Raw genomic sequence first — 19689 nt, 5'->3', positions numbered from 1 at the left:
CGTGCTCAACTTTCTAAAAGCACACCTGTTAGAACAAAAACAATTAACGCAGCTTTCGCATAAGAAGAAAACGATCAATTCTACGGGCACCATTCGTCATTGTTTTTTGGCTGTATTTGAGCCAGCTTCGCGCTTTTGGCCAGTCGTAACTTAAGAGCACTAAACCGCCTATCACTAACAAGATAGAGCCCGGAAGTAATGTTAGAACAATACCGCCGATAAACAAGATTGCTCCAAGGGTAAGTCTTACTATTCGCATGTATAAACACTCGGCTTGGTGAAGTTTTCATCTCACAGTTTCGCCCAAAGATGCACATTTGCCAATATGAAAAATGTAAATGTTTGTGCCCGATCTTTGAATAACTGGGTGTTGGGTATTCTTAAAGATTGTCGAATAAGTAAGCGGTTAACACCTTCGGTGGGCACAATGCCCTAATTGCGGTGGAAAGCAGGGATGAAATAAAGTACAAAGATAAAAAAGGCGTACGCTACGAACTAGTGGCAAAACTGCCTAGAAGGTAACTGAGACATGGGTATCAAGTAGCAGTACTAGTAAGAACAGATAACGATAATAATGAGAGTAAAAATGGCAGAACAACCAGAAAACCAACCAATCAGTGATGAAGAACGCGCAACGTGGGTACGAGAACAGTTTCAAAAGGCAAACAAATTTTTAGCGGAAAATGGCGTGTTGTTTGATTCTGTTATTACCGAAGAAAGTCGTTATTTAATGCCGTACCTTGCAGTTTGGAAAATTAGAGCAATGGACAGTAAACGCTATTGGGTTATTAGTGGTGATTTACCTTCTGATTACACATCAGTCGATAACGCCAAAGACGCCAGGGACGTACTGCGTCACTTTGCTATGCATTGGCAGTTGAAAGCAGAAAACCTCATTAATGCAGAGGGCGCAGACGATACTCAAAAGGCGTTTGGTGCTTTACTAATTAATCGTGCTGAAAGCTTGTTTGCCATGCAGAACGCGCCAGATCTTTGGAACTAATTCCAGGCAATAGCCTGTATTAGTGAGACGTTTTGTAAATACATAGCTTAATGAAGTTGAGTCACGTCCGGAAGAGGAAATCGCTCTGCCGGACATTTTAGGCGCTGTCTTGGAACGCCTGCGTCCATAAATACTTGCCCGTCGGGAATAAAACCAATGGATTGGTGATAGGACACGCTTTCTAAATTGCAGACTACTTTGATAATGGGGACGTTGTTTTGCTTTGCCGTGTTAATCAGCGCTTCAAACAAAGCGCGATAAACAGGCAATGTTCTGTGGCAGCGCTTAACAGCAATTCGGCCTAGTTCGCCTCGTTTGGTTAAGCGCCCAGTGGCAATGGGTTCGTTTTCATCATTGACGATAAGCACATGGCACGCCGAACTGTCGTGTTCGTCGAACTCGCTTGCCTCGGGGACGCGCCACTCTAAAACAAATACATGTTCCCTTAGTGCTTTCAGTCGATGTTTATCCTTTTCCCAATCGACGTTTTGTATCGTAAACGCCATACTTACCTGTTAACCTTCGAACCATTCCCAGTAACCATTATTGATAAGTGTAGTTAAGGTTTCTAAAAATGTAAAAGAAGGCGCGTCTTGGCAACACGTTGCGTTCAAAACGCCTCCTGATGCCAGCACTTCAAACCATTCTTGGTCACTTTTGCCAAATTCGAACTGACTGCCATTTACAAAGAGTGCGCGAGGAAGACCACGCTTACCGTCACATAGTAATGCACGCACACCCGGTGCAGGAACAAAGCTAATGCCTGCGGCAAACTCATTTGAAATTTGCTCTAGCGATACTTCGTCTTCTAGCGGATATTCAGGAATGCCTTGTTCACTCATGGCTTCTAGAAGTGCCAAAGTAAAGTCTTCACCGTTTATCGCATCTATGAGCTGCTGCTTAAGAATGGCAACATCGCTTGGATTTACCCAAGCACGATTGCCTTGCATAGAGCGGCTTGCATCGGTAAAGCGATAATTATGTGCGCCTTTATCCAACATCATCGCCAGGCTTTCCGCTAGTTGCAGATTGTCCGGAGCACGATAACCCACAGAGTAAGTGAGGCTATCTTCAATTGTCGCTCCATCATGAGGCCAGCCCGGTGGTACGTACACCACATCGCCAGGCTCAACCACAACATCTATAACAGGGTCGAAGCCTTCAATTTGTCTTAATTTTGGATGTGGAAAAACTTCTTTATAGTCCGCCGGCTTGCCCACACGCCAGCGTCTTTGGCCCTTACCTTGAACTAAAAATACATCATATTGGTCGATGTGAGCACCAACGCCTGCACCATTGGTGGCGAAGCTCACCATCAGGTCGTCCAATCGCCAATTAGGGATAAAAGAAAAGGGATCTAGTAGAGGGGTTACGTCGGGCACATATTTATCTACGCCTTGAACTAGTAATGTCCATTTGCCCTGACATGCTTTGTCAAAATCGGTAATTGGCCCTTGTTCAACATGCCAGCTGCCTTTCACGTTGCTAATAATACGTGCATCCACTTCCGACTCTTGTGCTAGACCGGCAAGATCGTTCTCATCGATAGGATCTACAAAGTTGTCAAAGAAGTGTTTGATGACTACCGGCTTTTGCTGCCAGTAGTTTTTTAGAAAGGTTTCTGCATTAAAGCCGTTTCCAGATTGTGCATCAATAATGTACGAATTGTCGTTAGTGGGCATAGTGTCTCTTATAGTAAGCCAATTAAATGGGCTTAATCTGTTGATTTAAGTATTGTGCGTGGCGTTACAAATATGCGGTAAGCGTTAGCACTTTGTCAAAAGCGAGGTCGAAGTTTATGGGGGGCATTATCGATTATTGAAACATTTATTGCTACCTTGCATTTGCTTCACCTGATTCAACAGGGAAAGCCGTATTCATAATGGTTCGCATAGATAATTACCCACTCAGCGAAACTTAACATGTTCGTACTCGCGGCGAGTTACTGCAGGTGTAATTCATCTAACTTAGAAATCACGTGCTTTTTAGCTCAATGTTTACATGGCATGGGTAGTTATCAGATGCGCTAGACAGGAGTTAGCAAACGTATGCGCTCATTAGCATTGTTTTCGTATGCAGCTGTTTTGGTAGGAATGTGGTTTCTTTGCAATTTTCGCCACACATTTTTGACTCACTGAGTTTCCGCTTGTCGTGTTCACGCGTTGAGAGCTCAGTGTTAGCGTTTCTATTTGAACCACAAGTGAAGTACGTATTAAAGGAGCAAGGGTTATTCGCACTCGCGCTAGAGCGATGCATAATCTGTCGTTTAACCAGGCTGTAAGACTTCTCGCAAATAGCAATTGTATTAGGTGCTGTGTATTGCTCTAACATTGCAGCCCTATTTACCGTAGTCCCCCAAATATCAAAGCCTGCAAGCGGGCGAGCAGATTGGCCGGCAAGTAAAGATCCTGTCGCAATGCCAACTCGCAGTTGACTTGAAGATGATGCTAAAAGGTCGTTGCTATTTACAAGCTCGCGAGCGCGAAATGCGAATTCGATGGCGTTCACCAGAGCGTTCAAAAGCGAGTGTGTTGTACTGCTATGTTCGCCGCTAAAACCAACCGCAATATATTGATCGCCGTTGGTTTTTAATGGCGAAAGGTGTAAATCAGCGGCAAGCACATCGAATTCAGAAAACAGGCTATCTACAAGTCTGGCGCATGTAATGTCGCCATATTTAACTGAGAGTTGTTGGAAGCCTGATAGGTCACAAAAAATGACGACGGCATTTTTTATACAGCTTTTTAAATTCGCGGCACTACTTTTGGTTTCCAGCGTTGTACTTAACACCTTCGAAACCGTGGGGGAAAGTACAACACAGTGTTTTTCCTGCAATGAGAAAGGAGTGTGGTTCGTGTTGCGTAAATCCATTTGCTTGCTCCCACGGGTATGTGAAAATTCAATGTAGAGAAATTTAGGAATAAAAAAACGCGGTACTAATGACCGCGTTTTTCAGTGTAGTGGAAAGCGTAAGGGCTTATAACTGATCTACAAGCCTGATTGCATCACCAATGTATGTAGCAGGCGTTAATGCCTTAAGCTCTGCTTTGGCCGCTTCTGGCATATCTAGGTTATCAATAAATTCAGCAATGACCTCAGCGTTTACTTTCTTACCACGGGTCAGCTCTTTTAGCTTCTCGTATGGCTTTTCAATACCGTAACGACGCATAACAGTTTGAATAGGCTCTGCAAGCAGTTCCCAGTTGTTGTTTAGCTCGTTAAGTAAGCTTTGCTCATTAACTTCTAACTTGCTGATACCTTTCAAAGTAGCCTGATACGCAATAACCGCATAACCTACACCTACGCCAAGGTTACGTAGTACGGTTGAGTCAGTAAGGTCACGTTGCCAGCGAGAGATAGGAAGCTTAGCTGCTAAATGGTCAAAAATAGCGTTCGCCAGACCTAAGTTACCTTCTGAATTTTCGAAATCGATAGGGTTAACTTTGTGTGGCATGGTAGAAGAGCCGATTTCGCCAGCTACCGTTTTTTGCTTGAAGTGACCCAGTGCAATGTAACCCCAAACGTCACGGTCGAAATCGATAAGAATGGTGTTAAAGCGCGCAATGGCATCAAACATTTCTGCAATATAGTCATGCGGCTCTATTTGCGTAGTGAACGGGTTCCAGGTTAGACCTAGTGAGGTAACAAACTTCTCTGAAACTTCGTGCCAATCTACATCTTTATACGCTGACAAGTGTGCATTGTAGTTGCCCACTGCACCGTTAATCTTACCAAGTAACTCAACACCTGCGATTTGGCTACGCTGACGCTTTAGGCGAATAGCCACGTTTGCCATTTCTTTACCCATGGTGGTAGGTGAAGCAGGCTGACCGTGAGTACGTGCCATCATAGGTACGTTCTGGTAGCGCTTAGCAAGCTCTACTAGCGCTTCAATTAATTTGTCACAGTAAGGAAGAATAACGGTCTCGCGGGCTTCGCGAAGCATTAAGCCATGTGAAAGGTTGTTGATGTCTTCAGACGTACACGCAAAGTGGATAAACTCATTTACTGCTGAAAGCTCACTATTGTCGGCAACCTTCTCTTTAAGAAAGTATTCTACCGCTTTCACATCGTGGTTTGTTGTGCGCTCGATTTCTTTGATGCGCATGGCATCTTCAACACTAAATTCAGCTACTATTTTGTCTAGTAGTGCATTTGACGTGTCTGTAAAAGCAGGAACTTCTTCAATTTGTGGGTTAGTAGACAGCATTTGTAACCAACGTACTTCTACTTCTACACGGTATTTTAATAAGCCGTACTCACTGAAAATACTGCGTAATTCTACGCTTTTGCCAGCATATCGACCATCGACAGGGGAAATTGCAGTTAACTGACTCAGTTCCACCTTAAGCTCCTCACTAGTTTATTAATCGTAGTGCTTTAACAGCACTGTTAAGAATGTGTTTGCGTTTAAATAAAATGTTTCTTCGTTTTCCACCCATCTGACGCCACATTACTGCAGCCCTAACACCTGCAAGCAAAAGCGCACGCACTTTATGCTGAGTAGCAGGTTGGCTTAAATAATCTGGGTTACCAGCCACCTGAATACGCGGTGCTAGCGGACTGATGATATCGCTGTAAATGCTCGCTAAAGAGGAGACTATTTGTGGGTTTTGGAAATCGATGTGAGCAAGCTGGCGCTGAACATGGGAAATACGTTCGCCCAGTTCCTGCATTGCTTTAGGCTTTCTCGCTAGCTTTCTTTCAAGGCCTAGAATACTAGCTATATAGCGGGTTAATTCCGTATCTTTTGTTGCTTGTTTGTCAGATAGCTGTGCTGCGAGTGTGGTGTAACCGGTTTTTAAGTTAGCGAGCTGGCCGAAAACCTGTTGAGGTGTTTCTGGGTCAGTAACCAGTATGCTCGATAAGCTGGCCTCTATAGCCTCGTTATCGGCAGAACCTCGTCTGGCAAGCTGTTGAACCAGCGCAGCAGCTTGACATACACCTGCAAGTGCTAGGTTATTTTCTATGTCGGTATCTAACATCAGCGAATATAACTCTCAATAATACCGCCGCCAAGGCAAACTTCGTCACTATAGAACACCGCTGACTGCCCCGGCGTTACCGCCTTCTGCGGCTCATCAAACATCACTTCAATGGTGTCGTCTTGAGTTGGCGTTATTGTACATGGGATATCGGCCTGACGATAACGGGTTTTAACTACCGCGCGCACAGGTTCTGTAATTGTTTTTCTATCCACCCAGTGTAGCTGCTTTGCTACCAAGCCTTTCGAGTATAGGCGAGGGTGGTCGGCACCTTGGCCCACAATAAGCACGTTGCGAGCAACATCTTTATCTACCACATACCAAGGGTCGTCACCGTATTTGGCTAATCCACCAATGTGTAAGCCTTTACGTTGACCTAGCGTGTGATACATCAAGCCTTCGTGTTGGCCAATTTCTTCGCCTTCTGCTGTTTCAATAACGCCAGGCTGAGCTGGAAGGTAACGAGCAAGGAAGTCTTTAAATTTGCGTTCACCAATAAAGCAAATCCCGGTAGAGTCTTTCTTATCGTGAGTGATAAGACCTTGCTCCTCGGCAATTTTGCGAACTAATGGCTTTTCGATGTCGCCCACAGGGAAGAGCGTTTTTGCAACATGCTCTTCGCCTAACGTGTAAAGAAAGTAGCTCTGGTCTTTGTTGTTATCAAGACCGCGTAGCATTTGCCATTTACCGTCAACTTCTCGGCGACGAACATAGTGACCAGTAGCAATGTAGTCAGCGCCAAGGTCTTCTGCTGCAAATTCAAGAAACGCTTTAAACTTAATTTCTTTGTTGCACATAATATCTGGGTTTGGCGTACGGCCCGCTTTGTATTCCTCTAAGAAATACTCAAACACATTATCCCAGTATTCTGCTGCAAAGTTAATGGTGTGCAGTTCAATGCCTAGTTTGTCAGCAACCGCTTGTGCATCTTTTAAATCTTCCGCTGCGGCACAGTATTCATCGTTGTCGTCTTCTTCCCAGTTTTTCATGAAGAGACCTTCAACCTGATAACCCTGTTGTTGGAGTAGGTAGGCTGAAACAGACGAATCGACACCGCCGGACATTCCGACGATCACTTTTTTGCTGGCGTTAGATTCAATATCACTCACTATGGATTGCACACTCATTTGATTAATAAAAAGAAACCGTATTTGTTAAATCAGTCACCAATTAACATGTTGATAAATATGCTAAGGCGCTTACCCACTTAGTGGGCTGTACCACTAATCAGCCATTTACAAATCGGCCCGTTTTCGAGGTCGCGGATTTTATCAGATTCCGATAGCTAATTCACATTTAATCCTTATCTGATTAAGTAATTAAATATGTGCCAAGCGGCCGTTGGCCTTTGCTGTAAAAAATTGTCTATATGCAAAGATGAACAGCAACCTTTAACAGCGCTAAAAATCCGTGACGTTTCGGTGCCTCTTTTAGTGTGGTCAAGGAAGGTGATTTCAAGTATTAGAAATTGAATTGCCTTTAAAAGTGAACGTAGCTGCCATTATCAATACCATCAATGGTCCAATTACCCACGCGATATCTGATGAGCCGAAGGGTGGGGTAGCCGACGTGCGCTGTCATACGTCGCACTTGTCTGTTTCTGCCTTCTGTAATGGTAATTTCTACCCAGCTAGTAGGGATCGACTGTCTAAAGCGTACGGGCGGATTCCGCGGCCACACGCTAGGTGCTTCCATGGCCTTTACTTTAGCGGGGCGAGTCATTCCATCTTTTAATTCCACGCCGTCACGCAGCGCCTGCATTGCTTTTTCGTCCATAATACCTTCAACTTGCACCCAATAGGTTTTGCTGGTTTTAGCTTTTGGGTTAGCAAGTTTATGCTGAAGCTTTCCGTCATTGGTGAGTACGAGAAGACCTTCCGAATCTCTGTCGAGTCGTCCTGCGGCATACACACCGGGAACATCAATATAGTCCTTTAGGGTTTCTCTACCGTCTGCATCAGTAAATTGAGAAAGAACTTGAAAGGGCTTATTAAAAAGCACCACTTTAGCGTTTGAAGACATATTACTTCCGCTTGTTTAAATTCAAAATTTCGGGGGGGATTTTACGACAAATGACGATGCTTCGCATGGGAAAATCAACCGCAAATAGTGGTTTGCTCAATGAAGTTTGTCGATAAATTCGGTGATCTTATGAGTTAAGACAATGGTATGACTTGTAACTCAAACTTTCGACCCTATACTAATGGTCGCTCCCATTTTTATAAGAGAGCGCATCTGCATAATTATTAGACAGTTTTAGCAGTGATAAGCGGGCTTGCTTATACATCGTATCTCGAAATTGCGTACGACTAGGTAGTCGAGTGCAAAGCCATGAGATGCATATTGCTAACATAGGGAATTGAATAATATGTAGGGAAGAAAACAGCAAGTGACCTAGTGCTTAATAAAAGCAAAAGGTGGAAAACATCAAATACGTTTCGCAATGACTGTGGGCGTGACATGAACATGTTGCGGGTTGTTGCGACCTAATGGACTAAAGACGACAGTACCCTGTCGAAAAAATTGAGGTATATAATGACCAAGTCTAAGATCATCTACACGAAGACTGATGAAGCGCCAATGCTGGCGACTTACTCACTTCTTCCTATCATCCAGAAGTTTGTTGCGGCTGCAGATATCGACGTTGAGCTAAGCGATATTTCACTTGCTGCACGTGTTTTAGCAAATTTCCCTGAGTATCTTTCTGAAGAACAAAGAGTGCCAGACGCGCTAGCTGAACTGGGTGAGATGACCCAAGACCCGAACGCTAACATCATCAAGCTTCCAAACATCAGTGCCTCAATTCCACAGCTTCGTGCAACTATCAAAGAATTAAACGCAAAAGGCTTTAACGTACCAGCGTTCCCTGATTCACCAAAAACTGCTGAAGAAGAAGACATTCGCGAACGTTACGGTAAGGTGCTAGGTAGTGCAGTAAACCCTGTATTACGTGAAGGTAACTCAGATCGCCGTGCCCCAACTGCAGTTAAAAATTATGCACGCAAGCACCCGCATTCAATGGGTGAGTGGTCTCAAGCATCACGTTCTCACGTAGCTCACATGCGCGGCGGCGACTTCTACTCGGGTGAGAAGTCTGTAACCGTGGAAAAAGATGGTTATGTAAGCATTGAATTTACGGGTAAAGATGGTAGTAAGAAAACCCTTAAACCGCGTGTGGACTTGCTAGCTGGCGAAGTTATCGACGGCATGTTTATGAGCAAGAAAGCGCTGTGTGAATTCTTCGAAGAGCAAATTGAAGATGCGAAAAACACAGGCGTTCTTTTCTCACTACACGTAAAAGCGACCATGATGAAGGTGTCTCACCCAATCGTGTTCGGTCACTGCGTAAAAGTATTTTACAAAGATCTATTCAACAAATGGGGCGACCTGTTTGAAGAGCTAGGTGTTAACCCTAACAATGGTCTTGGTAGCGTTTACGACAAAATTGCGAGCTTACCTGAAAGCCAGCGCTCAGAAATTCAAAAAGATATCAACGCATGTTATGCCGACCGCCCTCCAATGGCGATGGTGAACTCTGACAAGGGTATCTCGAACCTTCACGTACCAAGTGACGTAATTGTTGATGCTTCTATGCCAGCCATGATTCGTAACTCTGGTCAAATGTGGGGACCAGATGGAAAGGCGCACGACACGAAAGCGGTAATTCCAGAAAGTACTTATGCAACCATTTACCAGGAAGTTATTAACTTCTGTAAAACGCATGGTGCATTCGACCCGACAACGATGGGTACAGTGCCTAACGTTGGTCTAATGGCGCAAAAAGCAGAAGAGTACGGTTCACACGACAAAACGTTTGAACTAGAAGCAGACGGTACTGTGTCGATTATTGACCAAGACGGCAATGTTCTTATCTCTCACGATGTTGAAGAAGGTGATATCTGGCGTATGTGTCAGGTGAAAGACGCACCTATTCAAGATTGGGTTAAGCTAGCAGTAACGCGTTCACGTCAATCTGGTATGCCTGCGGTATTCTGGCTAGATGACGAACGTGCTCACGATGCGCAACTTATCAAGAAAGTTGAAAAGTACCTACAAGACCATGATACCAACGGTCTAGACATTCAAATTATGTCTCCTGTACGCGCTATTCGCTACAGCATGGAACGTGCAATTCGCGGTCTGGATACCATTTCAGTAACGGGTAACGTACTTCGTGATTACCTTACTGATTTGTTTCCAATCCTAGAGCTTGGTACCAGTGCTAAAATGCTATCAATTGTTCCGTTGATGGCTGGTGGTGGCCTTTATGAAACGGGCGCGGGCGGTAGTGCACCTAAGCACGTGCAACAGTTCGTTGAAGAAGGTCACTTGCGTTGGGACTCACTCGGTGAATTCCTGGCACTTGCTGTATCGCTAGAAGATGTTGCTATTAAGCACAGCAACACTAAAGCAAAAGTTATTGCTACTGCACTTGATAAAGCAACGGAAAAACTACTAAACAATGGTAAGTCTCCGCTTCGTAAAGCAGGTCAGTTGGACAACCGTGGTAGCCATGTTTACCTAGGTCTATACTGGGCTGAAGAAGTAGCGAACCAAACGGAAGACGCAGATCTAGCTGCGCAATTTAAGCCAGTGTATGAAGAGTTGTCTGCGAAAATTGACGACATCTTGGCTGAGATTGATGCAACGCAAGGTAGCGCGCAAGAAATTGGTGGTTACTACTACCCTGACGAAGACAAGCTTTTCGCAACCATGTCTCCAAGTAAGACATTAAAAGCTATCTTAGGCGCATAGTATTTTGTGTATATGCGTTAGGCTTAAAGGTCTAGCGCATAGAATAGTATTCTCAAACCTGAGAAGCTATTTCAAAACAACGTTTAAAAGCCCTCTCTTCAAACGAGAGGGCTTTTTTTATGTAGAACCACTATACCTGCGCTAACACGCGGCGATTACGAACATTTTAAACCTAGCTGAGTAGGCAATGGTCTACGCGGACTAATGGTATGGACCCTCTCCTCCCATAAAGGCTTCAAATGAGCCAAGATAGGGTTGTTCAAATCACTATCAAGAAGGAGAAGGTCACATGAGTAAGGTAACAATAGGTCTCGATATCGCCAAGTCTGTTTTTCATTTAGTTTTTATGAATCAGTCAGGCAGAGTGCTCAGAAAGAAGAAATTAAGGCGTCACCAGATGTTGTCCTATTTTAGTCAACTGGAGCCATGCATTGTAGTGATGGAAGCCTGTGGAAGTTGCCATTACTGGTGTAGGGAATTGACGAAAGCCGGGCATGAAGTCAAAGCAATAGCACCGCAATACGTTGTAGCATACCGAAAAGGCAATAAACACGATTACAATGATGCAGAGGCGATAGCCGAGGCATCACAACGCGAAGGGATGCGATTTGTGCCGTTTAAGTCTCAGGACCAACAAGACATCCAGCTTATGCATCGGATTAGAGAGCGTATGATAGCGCAGCAAACGGCGTTGAGTAATCAGATAAGAGGCTTGTTGAGCGAATACGGTATTGTGTATGCACGGGGTGTAGCGACTTTGGTGAAAGAGCTGCCTTTAACCCTGGAAGAAGCTGACAATGGATTGAGTATGTTAGCTCGCCGACAGTTTCAAGGCTTACTCAATGATTTGCGGGAACTGCGAGAGCACATAAAAGAAATGGATAAGGAGTTGAAAGCGTTCTCACAAAGCCAGCCTGTATGCGAGCGTTTAATGAGCATGACAGGAATTGGGCCTTTGATTGCTACCGCCTTATATGCAGGCATTGGACAAGGTCAGACTTTTAATAGCGGCCGACATTTAGCCGCTTGGTTAGGTGTAGTGCCCAAACAACATACAACGGGAGATAACCCGAGATTGTTGGGTATTAGCAAGCGAGGGAACACGTATTTACGGACCCAGATAATTAACGGAGCCAGGGCCGCCTTGCGCCATATTGGTGATAAAACCGATAAGGTGAGCGAGTGGTGTCGGGCTTGTTTAGCACGCATGAGCTTTAACAAAGCGTGCGTCGCACTGGCTAATAAAATGGTAAGAATGGCCTGGGCTATGCTGCACTATCAACAGGACTACCAGCCAGGACTGATAAATAAAGCAGCGGCTTAGCCGATGAAACCCAAACCAAAGATAAGTAAATAAACTAAAACAGAAAGCCTATCAACATATTGCAAAAAGACAACGTACTGATGATTAACGGTTCATAACCATCTTGTTCAAATCAGTTTATACCAAGGGCCTTCGAGGCCGCCGGATTGATGAGACAACAAGATGCGAACAACCATCAAGGCTAGAAGTCAATTGACTTCACGAAAAAGCCGAATATATGGCAGCAGTGAATCACGTTATTAAATCAACACGGTGTCTTGCAATCGGAGAGGGTCCATATATGGTATAAGGGCTAATAAAGGGTAGGGCGATATACCTTATGTTTTGGAAAGGAATGTATAAGAGGGAGATAAAAGGAACAGGAAAAAAGCTCGTTGATTGTTTACTTTGTACTATTACGCAACTTTAATACACAACGTTAAGATAACGTAATGCTTATTTTTGTAGGGAAAATTAAAACGCAGTTATCCGCACAGGCGCTTTACTGCACCTACACATTTTGAATGGCAAGAAAAGCAAAAGCCCGACGTATAGGGTCAGGCTTTGAAAATTCTTTTCTTAACGCTCTGGTTCTTCTTTGAAGCCAATGTTCTCAGCGTGAAGACCTTTAGGCCCTTGCTGAACTTCGAACGTTACTTCTTGACCCGCTTTTAGCGAACGGTAGCCTTCCATTTGAATCGTAGAGTAATGCGCGAAAATATCTTCGCCGCCGTCCTCAGGAACGATAAATCCAAAACCCTTTGCGTTGTTAAACCATTTAACTTTGCCAACCGCCATACTTCGACTTCCTCTTAATCCTTGAACTCACGAGTATATGCCCCCATTATAGATCCGGAGACACGGTGGAAAGAGTATTGATTGTAGCTGCTACGCAGTAAGTTATGTCGTAGCTAACGTGCAATACTCAAAACCACTATACAAAATGTAGATTTTTTAACCATATTATGTCAAGGGCAAATGTGAATAAATTTATCCAAAAGTTTGTACACATATGTGCCATTAAACCACTATTATTAAGTTATGAGTAAAGACAACGCTATTAGTATCGAAAAGGAAAAACAGAAAGACGCGCAGCGACAGAAGCCGCAGCCGCCTCCCATGTATAAAGTGTTGTTGAACAATGACGACTATACACCGATGGATTTTGTCATTGAGGTACTCATGCAGTTTTTCAATATGGACGCTGAGAAAGCCAACCAACTTATGCTGACCGTTCATTATCAAGGAAAAGCCGTGTGTGGCATTTTTACTGCTGAGATAGCAGAGACAAAAGTGATGCAGGTTAATCAGTACGCACGCAAACATCAGCACCCGTTGATGTGCACGATGGAGCAGGCATAAGGTTTTTTGTAGAGGGCGAGCAATATGTTAAATAAAGAATTAGAACAAACGTTAAATAACGCGTTTGTATTTGCCAGAGAGCATCGTCATGAGTTTATGACGGTTGAGCACTTGTTGTTGGCATTGCTTGATAACTCAGCTGCTCGCGATGCGCTCAAAGCGTGTGGTGCCGATATTGAGGCAATTAAAAGCGAACTGTTAGCTTTTGTTAAAGATACTACGCCTCTCATTTTAGATGATCAGTTAAACGAACGCGAAACTCAGCCCACGCTCGGTTTCCAGCGCGTGCTGCAGCGTGCGGTATTCCACGTTCAGTCGTCTGGTAAGGACGAAGTTACTGGCGCCAACGTACTTGTTGCTATATTCAGCGAGCAAGAGTCTCAGGCCGTTTATATTCTCAAGAAGGCGGATGTAACGCGCTTGGATGTGGTGAACTTCATTAGCCATGGTGTAAGCAAAGCGGATGATGATGAGCCCGTAAACCCCGAAGCGTCGGAAGAGGCTGAAGCAGGCGAAGAAGGTGGCTCAGCATTAAGCAAATACGCAACTGACCTGAATCGTCACGCGAAAGACGGCAAAATAGACCCGTTGATTGGCCGCGATTCGGAAGTAGAGCGCACTATTCAAATTCTATGTCGTCGTCGCAAAAACAACCCGCTGCTAGTAGGTGAAGCGGGCGTAGGTAAAACGGCGATCGCAGAAGGTCTTGCATACAGAATCGTTAACGAAGACGTGCCTGATGTTATTGCTGAAAGTACCGTTTACTCACTGGATTTAGGTGGCCTTCTTGCTGGTACCAAATACCGTGGTGACTTTGAGAAGCGTTTGAAAGCAATTCTGAAAGAGCTTGGCAAAGACAAGAACGCCATTTTGTTTATTGATGAAATCCATACCATTATTGGTGCTGGCGCTGCGTCGGGCGGTGTAATGGATGCGTCAAATTTACTTAAACCTAAGCTATCAAGCGGTGAACTACGCTGTATCGGCTCAACCACATATCAAGAATATCAAGGTATTTTTGAAAAAGACCGCGCCCTTGCACGTCGTTTCCAGAAAGTTGACGTTACTGAACCTAGCGTCAGCGATACCACAAAGATACTGCTTGGCCTTAAGAGTCGCTACGAAGAGCACCACAATGTGCGTTTCACACAAAAAGCGATTCAAGCTGCGGCGGAATTGTCGGCTAAATACATCAACGAGCGTCACCTTCCAGATAAAGCCATTGATGTAATGGATGAGGCGGGTGCAAGCCAACGTCTGTTGCCGCCTTCCAAGCGCAAAAAAACGATAGGTGTGGGCGATATTGAGCAAATTATTGCAAAAATGGCGCGTATCCCTGAGAAGTCTGTATCGGCTTCTGACAAAGAGGTGCTTAAGAACCTTGGCCGCAACCTTAAAATGGTCGTGTTTGGTCAGGATAAGGCGATAGAGACGCTTAATGACGCTATATTGCTATCACGTTCTGGACTTGGAGCTGAAGCAAAACCAATTGGTAGCTTCTTATTCGCCGGTCCAACTGGTGTTGGTAAAACAGAAGTAACCCAACAGCTGGCTAAAATCATGGGTGTTGAGCTTGTACGTTTTGATATGTCTGAGTACATGGAACGTCATGCAGTTAGCCGCCTCATTGGTGCGCCTCCTGGTTACGTTGGTTTTGATCAAGGCGGTCTGTTAACAGATGCGGTAATCAAAAACCCGTACTCAGTAGTGCTGTTAGATGAAATTGAGAAAGCGCATAGCGATATCTACAATATTCTTCTTCAGGTTATGGACCACGGTACGCTGACTGATAACAATGGACGTAAGGTTGACTTTAGAAATGTAGTGTTAGTGATGACCACCAACGCAGGTGTTCAAGAAACGGTACGTAAATCTATTGGCTTTAAGCAGCAAGATCACAGTCACGATGCGATGTCTGAAATCAATAAGGTGTTTACACCTGAATTCAGAAACCGCCTAGATGGTATTATTTGGTTTAATCATCTTGATCCTGAAATTATCTTGCAGGTGGTAGATAAGTTTATTATTGAGCTTCAGGCACAGCTTGACGTTAAAGGCGTGTCGCTAGAGGTCACCAGTGCAGCCCGCGCTTACATGGCTGAGAAAGGCTATGATAAGGCAATGGGTGCACGTCCTATGGCGCGCGTCATTAAAGATGACCTGAAGAAAGAGTTAGCGAACGAGCTATTGTTTGGCGAGTTATCTAAAGGCGGAAACGTTAAAGTAGACTGCGTTGATGACAAACTTACCTTTGAGTACACAGGTGTAGGTGCAACGTCTGAAGAAGCAGAGCCAACCTAATGTAATAAAGCATGTAGCGCTAGGTAGAAAGACTAATGTCGTCTATCAAGCGCTATATCTTCGTTAGTAACTTTGTTTTTAGCGATAGTGCTTCGAGGATGAAATAGGACACCCAGATACGAAAAAGCCCGATCTTAATCGGGCTTTTTTTATGCGTTACCGCTTAAATGGCTCATTATCTTGCGCGATAAACGATACGACCTTTGGTCAAATCGTAAGGAGTCATCTCAACGGTGACCTTATCGCCAGTAAGAATACGGATATAGTTCTTACGCATTTTACCAGAGATGTGTGCAGTCACTACGTGACCGTTTTCTAGTTCAACGCGGAACATAGTGTTAGGTAGCGTGTCTAACACAGTACCTTCCATTTCAATACAATCTTCTTTTGCCATGTAAAGCAGTTACCTCAGTAATTCAAAATTTTTGCCGCGCAGACCTTACCCAATCTTGGGTTCGGTGTAAAGCAATTAAGTGGGTATTTTACTATTTTTGCTAAATAGATGCCATTCATTGTCACTAAACTGCTCAAATGGCAAAAATTTGTGTTTATAAGACATTTTTTGACAACCCTCTACGTAATAGCCCAAATAAACATAGTGGTGGCCTAAACGCCTCGCTTCCTCAATTTGCATGAGTATCATCCATGTACCTAAAGACGCAGAGCTATAGTCAGGGTCGAAAAACGTGTAGAGCGCAGAGAGTGCACCCATATATTCGTTAGCATCGACAACGTCAGTGACAGCCACTGCAATGAGCTTGTCGCCATCATAGGCCTCTAGGTAATGGGTTGTCATCCAATCACACAAAACGAAATTGTCGAACTGGGTTCGTGACGGGGGATACATACTACCGTCGGCATGTCGCTCCGTAATGTAGCGTTCATACAACGGGTAGTATGTGCTTTTAGTTTCACTAACTAGCTGAACGCGAAACCCTTGGTTGGCCTTTAACAGCCTTTTTTGACTGCGAGAGGGGGTATAAGCATTCACCGGAATTCGCACCGACTTACACGCTTTACAGGCTGGGCAGTGTGGACGGTAAATTTGTTCACCGCTTCGTCGAAATCCCACTTGAATAAGTTGCGAGTATCGCCACGCCTGAAAATCATTATTTTCGGCGTATACTAATAATTGCTCTTGCTCATCGGGCAAATAGCTACATGAAAATGATTGGGTTATACCAAACTTCACGGAGTAATCACTCTTGGCTTCCAACAATTAAGGTAATCTTCTGACAGCCTACCGTCTTCAGTTAAAGTGTGGTTGTTGTTTTCCAGTTTTTCAATAAAGTTTTCACGGGGTAACACATTCGCACCAAGGGATGTCAAATGATCGGTAGGAAGCTGGCAATCAATAAAGGCCATATCGTGAGACTTCATGTGCTCAACCAACGCCATCATAGCAAGTTTAGACGTATTACTTTCCCGGTGAAACATCGATTCACCGCAATATACCTTGCCAATTCCAACGCCATATAGTCCACCCACCAGTGTTTCGCCGTCCCAAACTTCCACAGAGTGTGCTAAACCTAAACCATTGAGCTGCCGGTAAGCCCCAATCATGTCATCGGTAATCCATGTTTCGCTATTGAGTTCACCTGTGTTTGGGTTTTTACGAGGGGTTGATGAACAGGCTTCAATGACACGGTCGAACGCGTAATTTAACGTTACCGTGTATTTTTGTTTTCGAGCAAGCTTCTTAAGGCTTTTCGATGCGACAAAATTGTCGAGTTCAATAATGGCTCTGGGGTCGGGTGACCACCACAACAGCGGTTCGTCATCACTGAACCAAGGGAAAATGCCCTGTGAGTAGGCAGAAAATAAACGTGCAGGGCTGAGGTCGCCACCAAATGCTAGCAGGCCGTTAGGTTCGTCTAATGCAGTGTCGACTGGAGGGAAGGGCGCGCCTTCTTCGATGTAATGTAACGCTATCATAATCGGGCCAGAAAAAAGCCCTACTGAATAGCAGGGCTTGGTAAACAGTATTAACCTTGTTCAGGCATAGTACCATCTAAGTATTTTTCAGCATCTAGCGCCGCCATACATCCAGTACCTGCTGATGTAATAGCCTGACGATAAATATGATCGCTCACGTCACCTGCAGCAAACACACCTTCAACACTGGTTTGCGTGGCATTGCCGTTTGTACCGCTGTTTACAACAATGTAGCCATCTTTCATTTCAAGCTGACCGTCGAAGATATCGGTATTCGGTTTGTGACCGATTGCAACGAAAAGACCCATTACATCAATCTCTTCTGTCGCATCACTGTTCGTATCTTTAATACGGACTTTGGTTACACCCATTTCGTCACCGAGCACTTCATCTAGTGTACGGTTTAAGTGTAAAACCACGTTACCGTTTTCTGCTTTATCACGAAGGCGTTGCTCAAGAATTTTTTCACTTCTAAAGCTATCTCTTCTGTGAATAACGTGTACTTCTGATGCAATGTTTGAAAGGTAAAGCGCCTCTTCAACAGCGGTGTTACCACCACCGATTACCGCTACTTTTTGATTGCGGTAGAAGAAACCGTCACAGGTTGCACAAGCAGATACACCTTTACCCATAAACGCTTGCTCTGATTCAAGACCAAGGTATTTAGCTGAAGCACCTGTAGCAATGATTAGTGCGTCACACGTATAAGTACCGCTATCTCCGTAAAGCGTGAAAGGGCGCTTCGAAAAGTCGGTCTTATTGATGTGATCGAAAATAATTTCAGTATCGAACTTTTCAGCATGCTTTTGCATACGAACCATTAGATCAGGACCAGTAAGGCCTTCAGGATCGCCCGGCCAGTTTTCTACTTCTGTCGTGGTAGTAAGCTGTCCGCCTTGTTGAATACCAGTTAACAGTACAGGTTTAAGGTTTGCACGTGCAGCATAAACCGCTGCTGAATAACCTGCAGGGCCTGAACCCAAGATAAGTAGACGGACGTGTCTGCTTTCTGCCATTTTCCTCTCCAAATAATTCACCCAATAGGGTTACTTATAAAATTTCTCTTAGAAAGCTAGGTAGGGGCGAAAATCTGTAAATCAAGCTCAACACCTAGTTACTTTTATTATAGTAATTTGCCAGCGCAACATCTGCAGGTCGTTATTCACTTGCTTTAACAAAAGTAACAACAAAGCCATGCAGCACAATGTTTAGGCTTAAGCGCTATATGATGCCTTTAAGCGAGAAAAATGTCACTTAAAGATAGATTGAACTTATACCTTTTAATTATTAACGTAGGGTGTATTAGTTCCACAACGCCGATCTTAACAGCAGACCAAAAGGCAGCCGCCACATCAACGAAACTTAATTAACTACAGTGCAATCGTATTTGATAAGATCGATGTTGATAGTTTATCGCTGTAATTACGTACTGATTTAGAAGAACCAGTTTGTATTAGCCAAAAAGCGGATTACAATTTAGTTATAACTATCGAATAATGACGTGAGTGATATCAGCATTAATGCTGATAGTAAGGTTTATCAAAGAGGTGAGGCATGTCTCAATCAATAATGACAATGTTGAAAAACGGTCAGCAGTACATGAAGACATGGCCTGTAAGAAAAGAACTCTATGCCTTTTTCCCAGAGTGTAGAGTTGTAGCAGCGACTAAGTTTGCAATTAAAACCATGCCGCCAGTGGCAATGGTTTCATGCGCGCTGCTCTATCAGAGTTTAGGCGCCGATTATCTACCTCAAACCATTACCATAGGTGCTTTCTTCTTAAGTCTGCCTATGCAAGGTTTGCTTTGGCTAGGACATCGCTCTGACCAATACCTTCCACCACAACTGAAAAGCTGGTATCAAGAAATCCACTCAAAAATGCGCTCGCAAGGTGTAGCTATGACCAATGCTAAATCAAAACCAAAATATAAAGAGCTAGCGCAACTTCTTAAGACAGCGTTTAAAGATTTAGACAACGCATTTACTAAACACTGGTTTAATTAACAGCACGTATCCTGTAAATACCGCTCGCCAGACAGCGTCTT

At 44.1% G+C, this 19689-nt stretch carries 18 protein-coding genes and 1 pseudogene; 6 read left to right on the top strand and 13 right to left on the bottom strand.

What is annotated here, in order from left to right; genetic code table 11:
* Positions 1–43 precede the first annotated feature (43 nt).
* Positions 44–259, bottom strand: a complete 216-nt coding sequence (locus MHM87_RS01790) for a PGPGW domain-containing protein (RefSeq protein WP_014949320.1) — start codon at positions 257–259, stop codon at positions 44–46.
* A 327-nt stretch (positions 260–586) separates the two neighbouring features.
* Here MHM87_RS01790 and MHM87_RS01785 point away from each other — a divergent pair, with 327 nt between their 5' ends.
* Entirely contained in the window at positions 587–1003 is a 417-nt protein-coding gene (locus MHM87_RS01785) for a DUF4826 family protein (RefSeq protein ID WP_239257599.1), read from the top strand.
* Positions 1004–1050: 47 nt separating this feature from the next.
* Here the strand turns inward: MHM87_RS01785 and MHM87_RS01780 are convergent, their stop codons facing one another.
* The 7 genes and pseudogenes from MHM87_RS01780 to MHM87_RS01750 form a co-directional block, all read right to left on the bottom strand.
* Positions 1051–1509 carry a GNAT family N-acetyltransferase gene (locus tag MHM87_RS01780; protein WP_014949322.1) on the bottom strand — a complete coding sequence of 153 codons (459 nt, stop codon included), beginning with the start codon at positions 1507–1509 and terminating at the stop codon, positions 1051–1053.
* Between the two features lie 9 nt (positions 1510–1518).
* Positions 1519–2685: a cupin domain-containing protein gene (locus MHM87_RS01775; RefSeq protein ID WP_168463328.1), complete on the bottom strand. Its 1167-nt coding sequence runs from the start codon at positions 2683–2685 to the stop codon at positions 1519–1521.
* A 355-nt stretch (positions 2686–3040) separates the two neighbouring features.
* Positions 3041–3874: an adenylate/guanylate cyclase domain-containing protein gene (locus MHM87_RS01770; protein ID WP_239257598.1), complete on the bottom strand. Its 834-nt coding sequence runs from the start codon at positions 3872–3874 to the stop codon at positions 3041–3043.
* Between the two features lie 106 nt (positions 3875–3980).
* Complete coding sequence (gene purB, locus MHM87_RS01765; protein ID WP_039229483.1) at positions 3981–5348, bottom strand: adenylosuccinate lyase; 1368 nt, start codon at positions 5346–5348, stop codon at positions 3981–3983.
* Positions 5349–5361: 13 nt separating this feature from the next.
* On the bottom strand, positions 5362–5988 hold the full coding sequence (gene hflD, locus MHM87_RS01760; RefSeq protein WP_014949326.1) for a high frequency lysogenization protein HflD: 627 nt from the start codon (positions 5986–5988) through the stop codon (positions 5362–5364).
* Positions 5989–5990: 2 nt separating this feature from the next.
* Positions 5991–7097: pseudogene (gene mnmA, locus MHM87_RS01755) on the bottom strand (tRNA 2-thiouridine(34) synthase MnmA); the annotation flags it as partial.
* Positions 7098–7467: 370 nt separating this feature from the next.
* Positions 7468–8010 (bottom strand): rRNA large subunit pseudouridine synthase E, encoded by a 543-nt coding sequence (locus MHM87_RS01750; RefSeq protein WP_014976399.1) that lies wholly within the window; start codon positions 8008–8010, stop codon positions 7468–7470.
* A 513-nt stretch (positions 8011–8523) separates the two neighbouring features.
* Here MHM87_RS01750 and MHM87_RS01745 point away from each other — a divergent pair.
* The gene (locus MHM87_RS01745; protein WP_239257597.1) at positions 8524–10743 is read left to right on the top strand and encodes an NADP-dependent isocitrate dehydrogenase; all 2220 of its coding nucleotides are present in this window, start codon (positions 8524–8526) and stop codon (positions 10741–10743) included.
* 289 nt (positions 10744–11032) lie between these two features.
* Complete coding sequence (locus MHM87_RS01740) at positions 11033–12067, top strand: IS110 family transposase (RefSeq protein WP_156080642.1); 1035 nt, start codon at positions 11033–11035, stop codon at positions 12065–12067.
* Positions 12068–12625: 558 nt separating this feature from the next.
* Here MHM87_RS01740 and cspD read toward each other — a convergent pair.
* A complete protein-coding gene (gene cspD, locus MHM87_RS01735; RefSeq protein WP_014949330.1) occupies positions 12626–12844 on the bottom strand; it encodes a cold shock domain-containing protein CspD in 219 nt (72 codons plus the stop codon).
* 243 nt (positions 12845–13087) lie between these two features.
* On the opposite strand from cspD, the gene clpS reads away from it, so the two are divergent.
* Positions 13088–13408, top strand: coding sequence for an ATP-dependent Clp protease adapter ClpS (gene clpS / locus MHM87_RS01730; RefSeq protein WP_014949331.1), 321 nt, complete (start codon positions 13088–13090; stop codon positions 13406–13408).
* A 24-nt stretch (positions 13409–13432) separates the two neighbouring features.
* The gene (gene clpA / locus MHM87_RS01725) at positions 13433–15709 is read left to right on the top strand and encodes an ATP-dependent Clp protease ATP-binding subunit ClpA (RefSeq protein ID WP_014949332.1); all 2277 of its coding nucleotides are present in this window, start codon (positions 13433–13435) and stop codon (positions 15707–15709) included.
* A 175-nt stretch (positions 15710–15884) separates the two neighbouring features.
* Here the strand turns inward: clpA and infA are convergent, their stop codons facing one another.
* The 4 genes from infA to trxB all read right to left on the bottom strand — a co-directional run bounded on the left by infA (position 15885) and on the right by trxB (position 18660).
* Complete coding sequence (gene infA / locus MHM87_RS01720; protein WP_014949333.1) at positions 15885–16103, bottom strand: translation initiation factor IF-1; 219 nt, start codon at positions 16101–16103, stop codon at positions 15885–15887.
* A gap of 75 nt (positions 16104–16178) precedes the next feature.
* Positions 16179–16901, bottom strand: a complete 723-nt coding sequence (locus MHM87_RS01715) for an arginyltransferase (protein ID WP_239257596.1) — start codon at positions 16899–16901, stop codon at positions 16179–16181.
* Positions 16898–17644 (bottom strand): leucyl/phenylalanyl-tRNA--protein transferase, encoded by a 747-nt coding sequence (aat, locus tag MHM87_RS01710; RefSeq protein WP_239257595.1) that lies wholly within the window; start codon positions 17642–17644, stop codon positions 16898–16900. The genes MHM87_RS01715 and aat overlap by 4 nt, the downstream gene beginning before the upstream one ends.
* 50 nt (positions 17645–17694) lie before the next feature.
* Positions 17695–18660, bottom strand: coding sequence for a thioredoxin-disulfide reductase (trxB, locus tag MHM87_RS01705; protein ID WP_239257594.1), 966 nt, complete (start codon positions 18658–18660; stop codon positions 17695–17697).
* A 538-nt stretch (positions 18661–19198) separates the two neighbouring features.
* On the opposite strand from trxB, the gene yfbV reads away from it, so the two are divergent.
* Positions 19199–19648, top strand: coding sequence for a terminus macrodomain insulation protein YfbV (yfbV, locus tag MHM87_RS01700; protein ID WP_168533510.1), 450 nt, complete (start codon positions 19199–19201; stop codon positions 19646–19648).
* Positions 19649–19689 lie beyond the last annotated feature (41 nt).

Source organism: Alteromonas sp. Cnat3-28, from assembly GCF_022348265.1.
GTDB classification, from domain to species: domain Bacteria; phylum Pseudomonadota; class Gammaproteobacteria; order Enterobacterales; family Alteromonadaceae; genus Alteromonas; species Alteromonas macleodii.
Note: the sequence above shows the minus strand (reverse complement) of the source record. Positions and strands in the feature narration are given on the sequence as shown.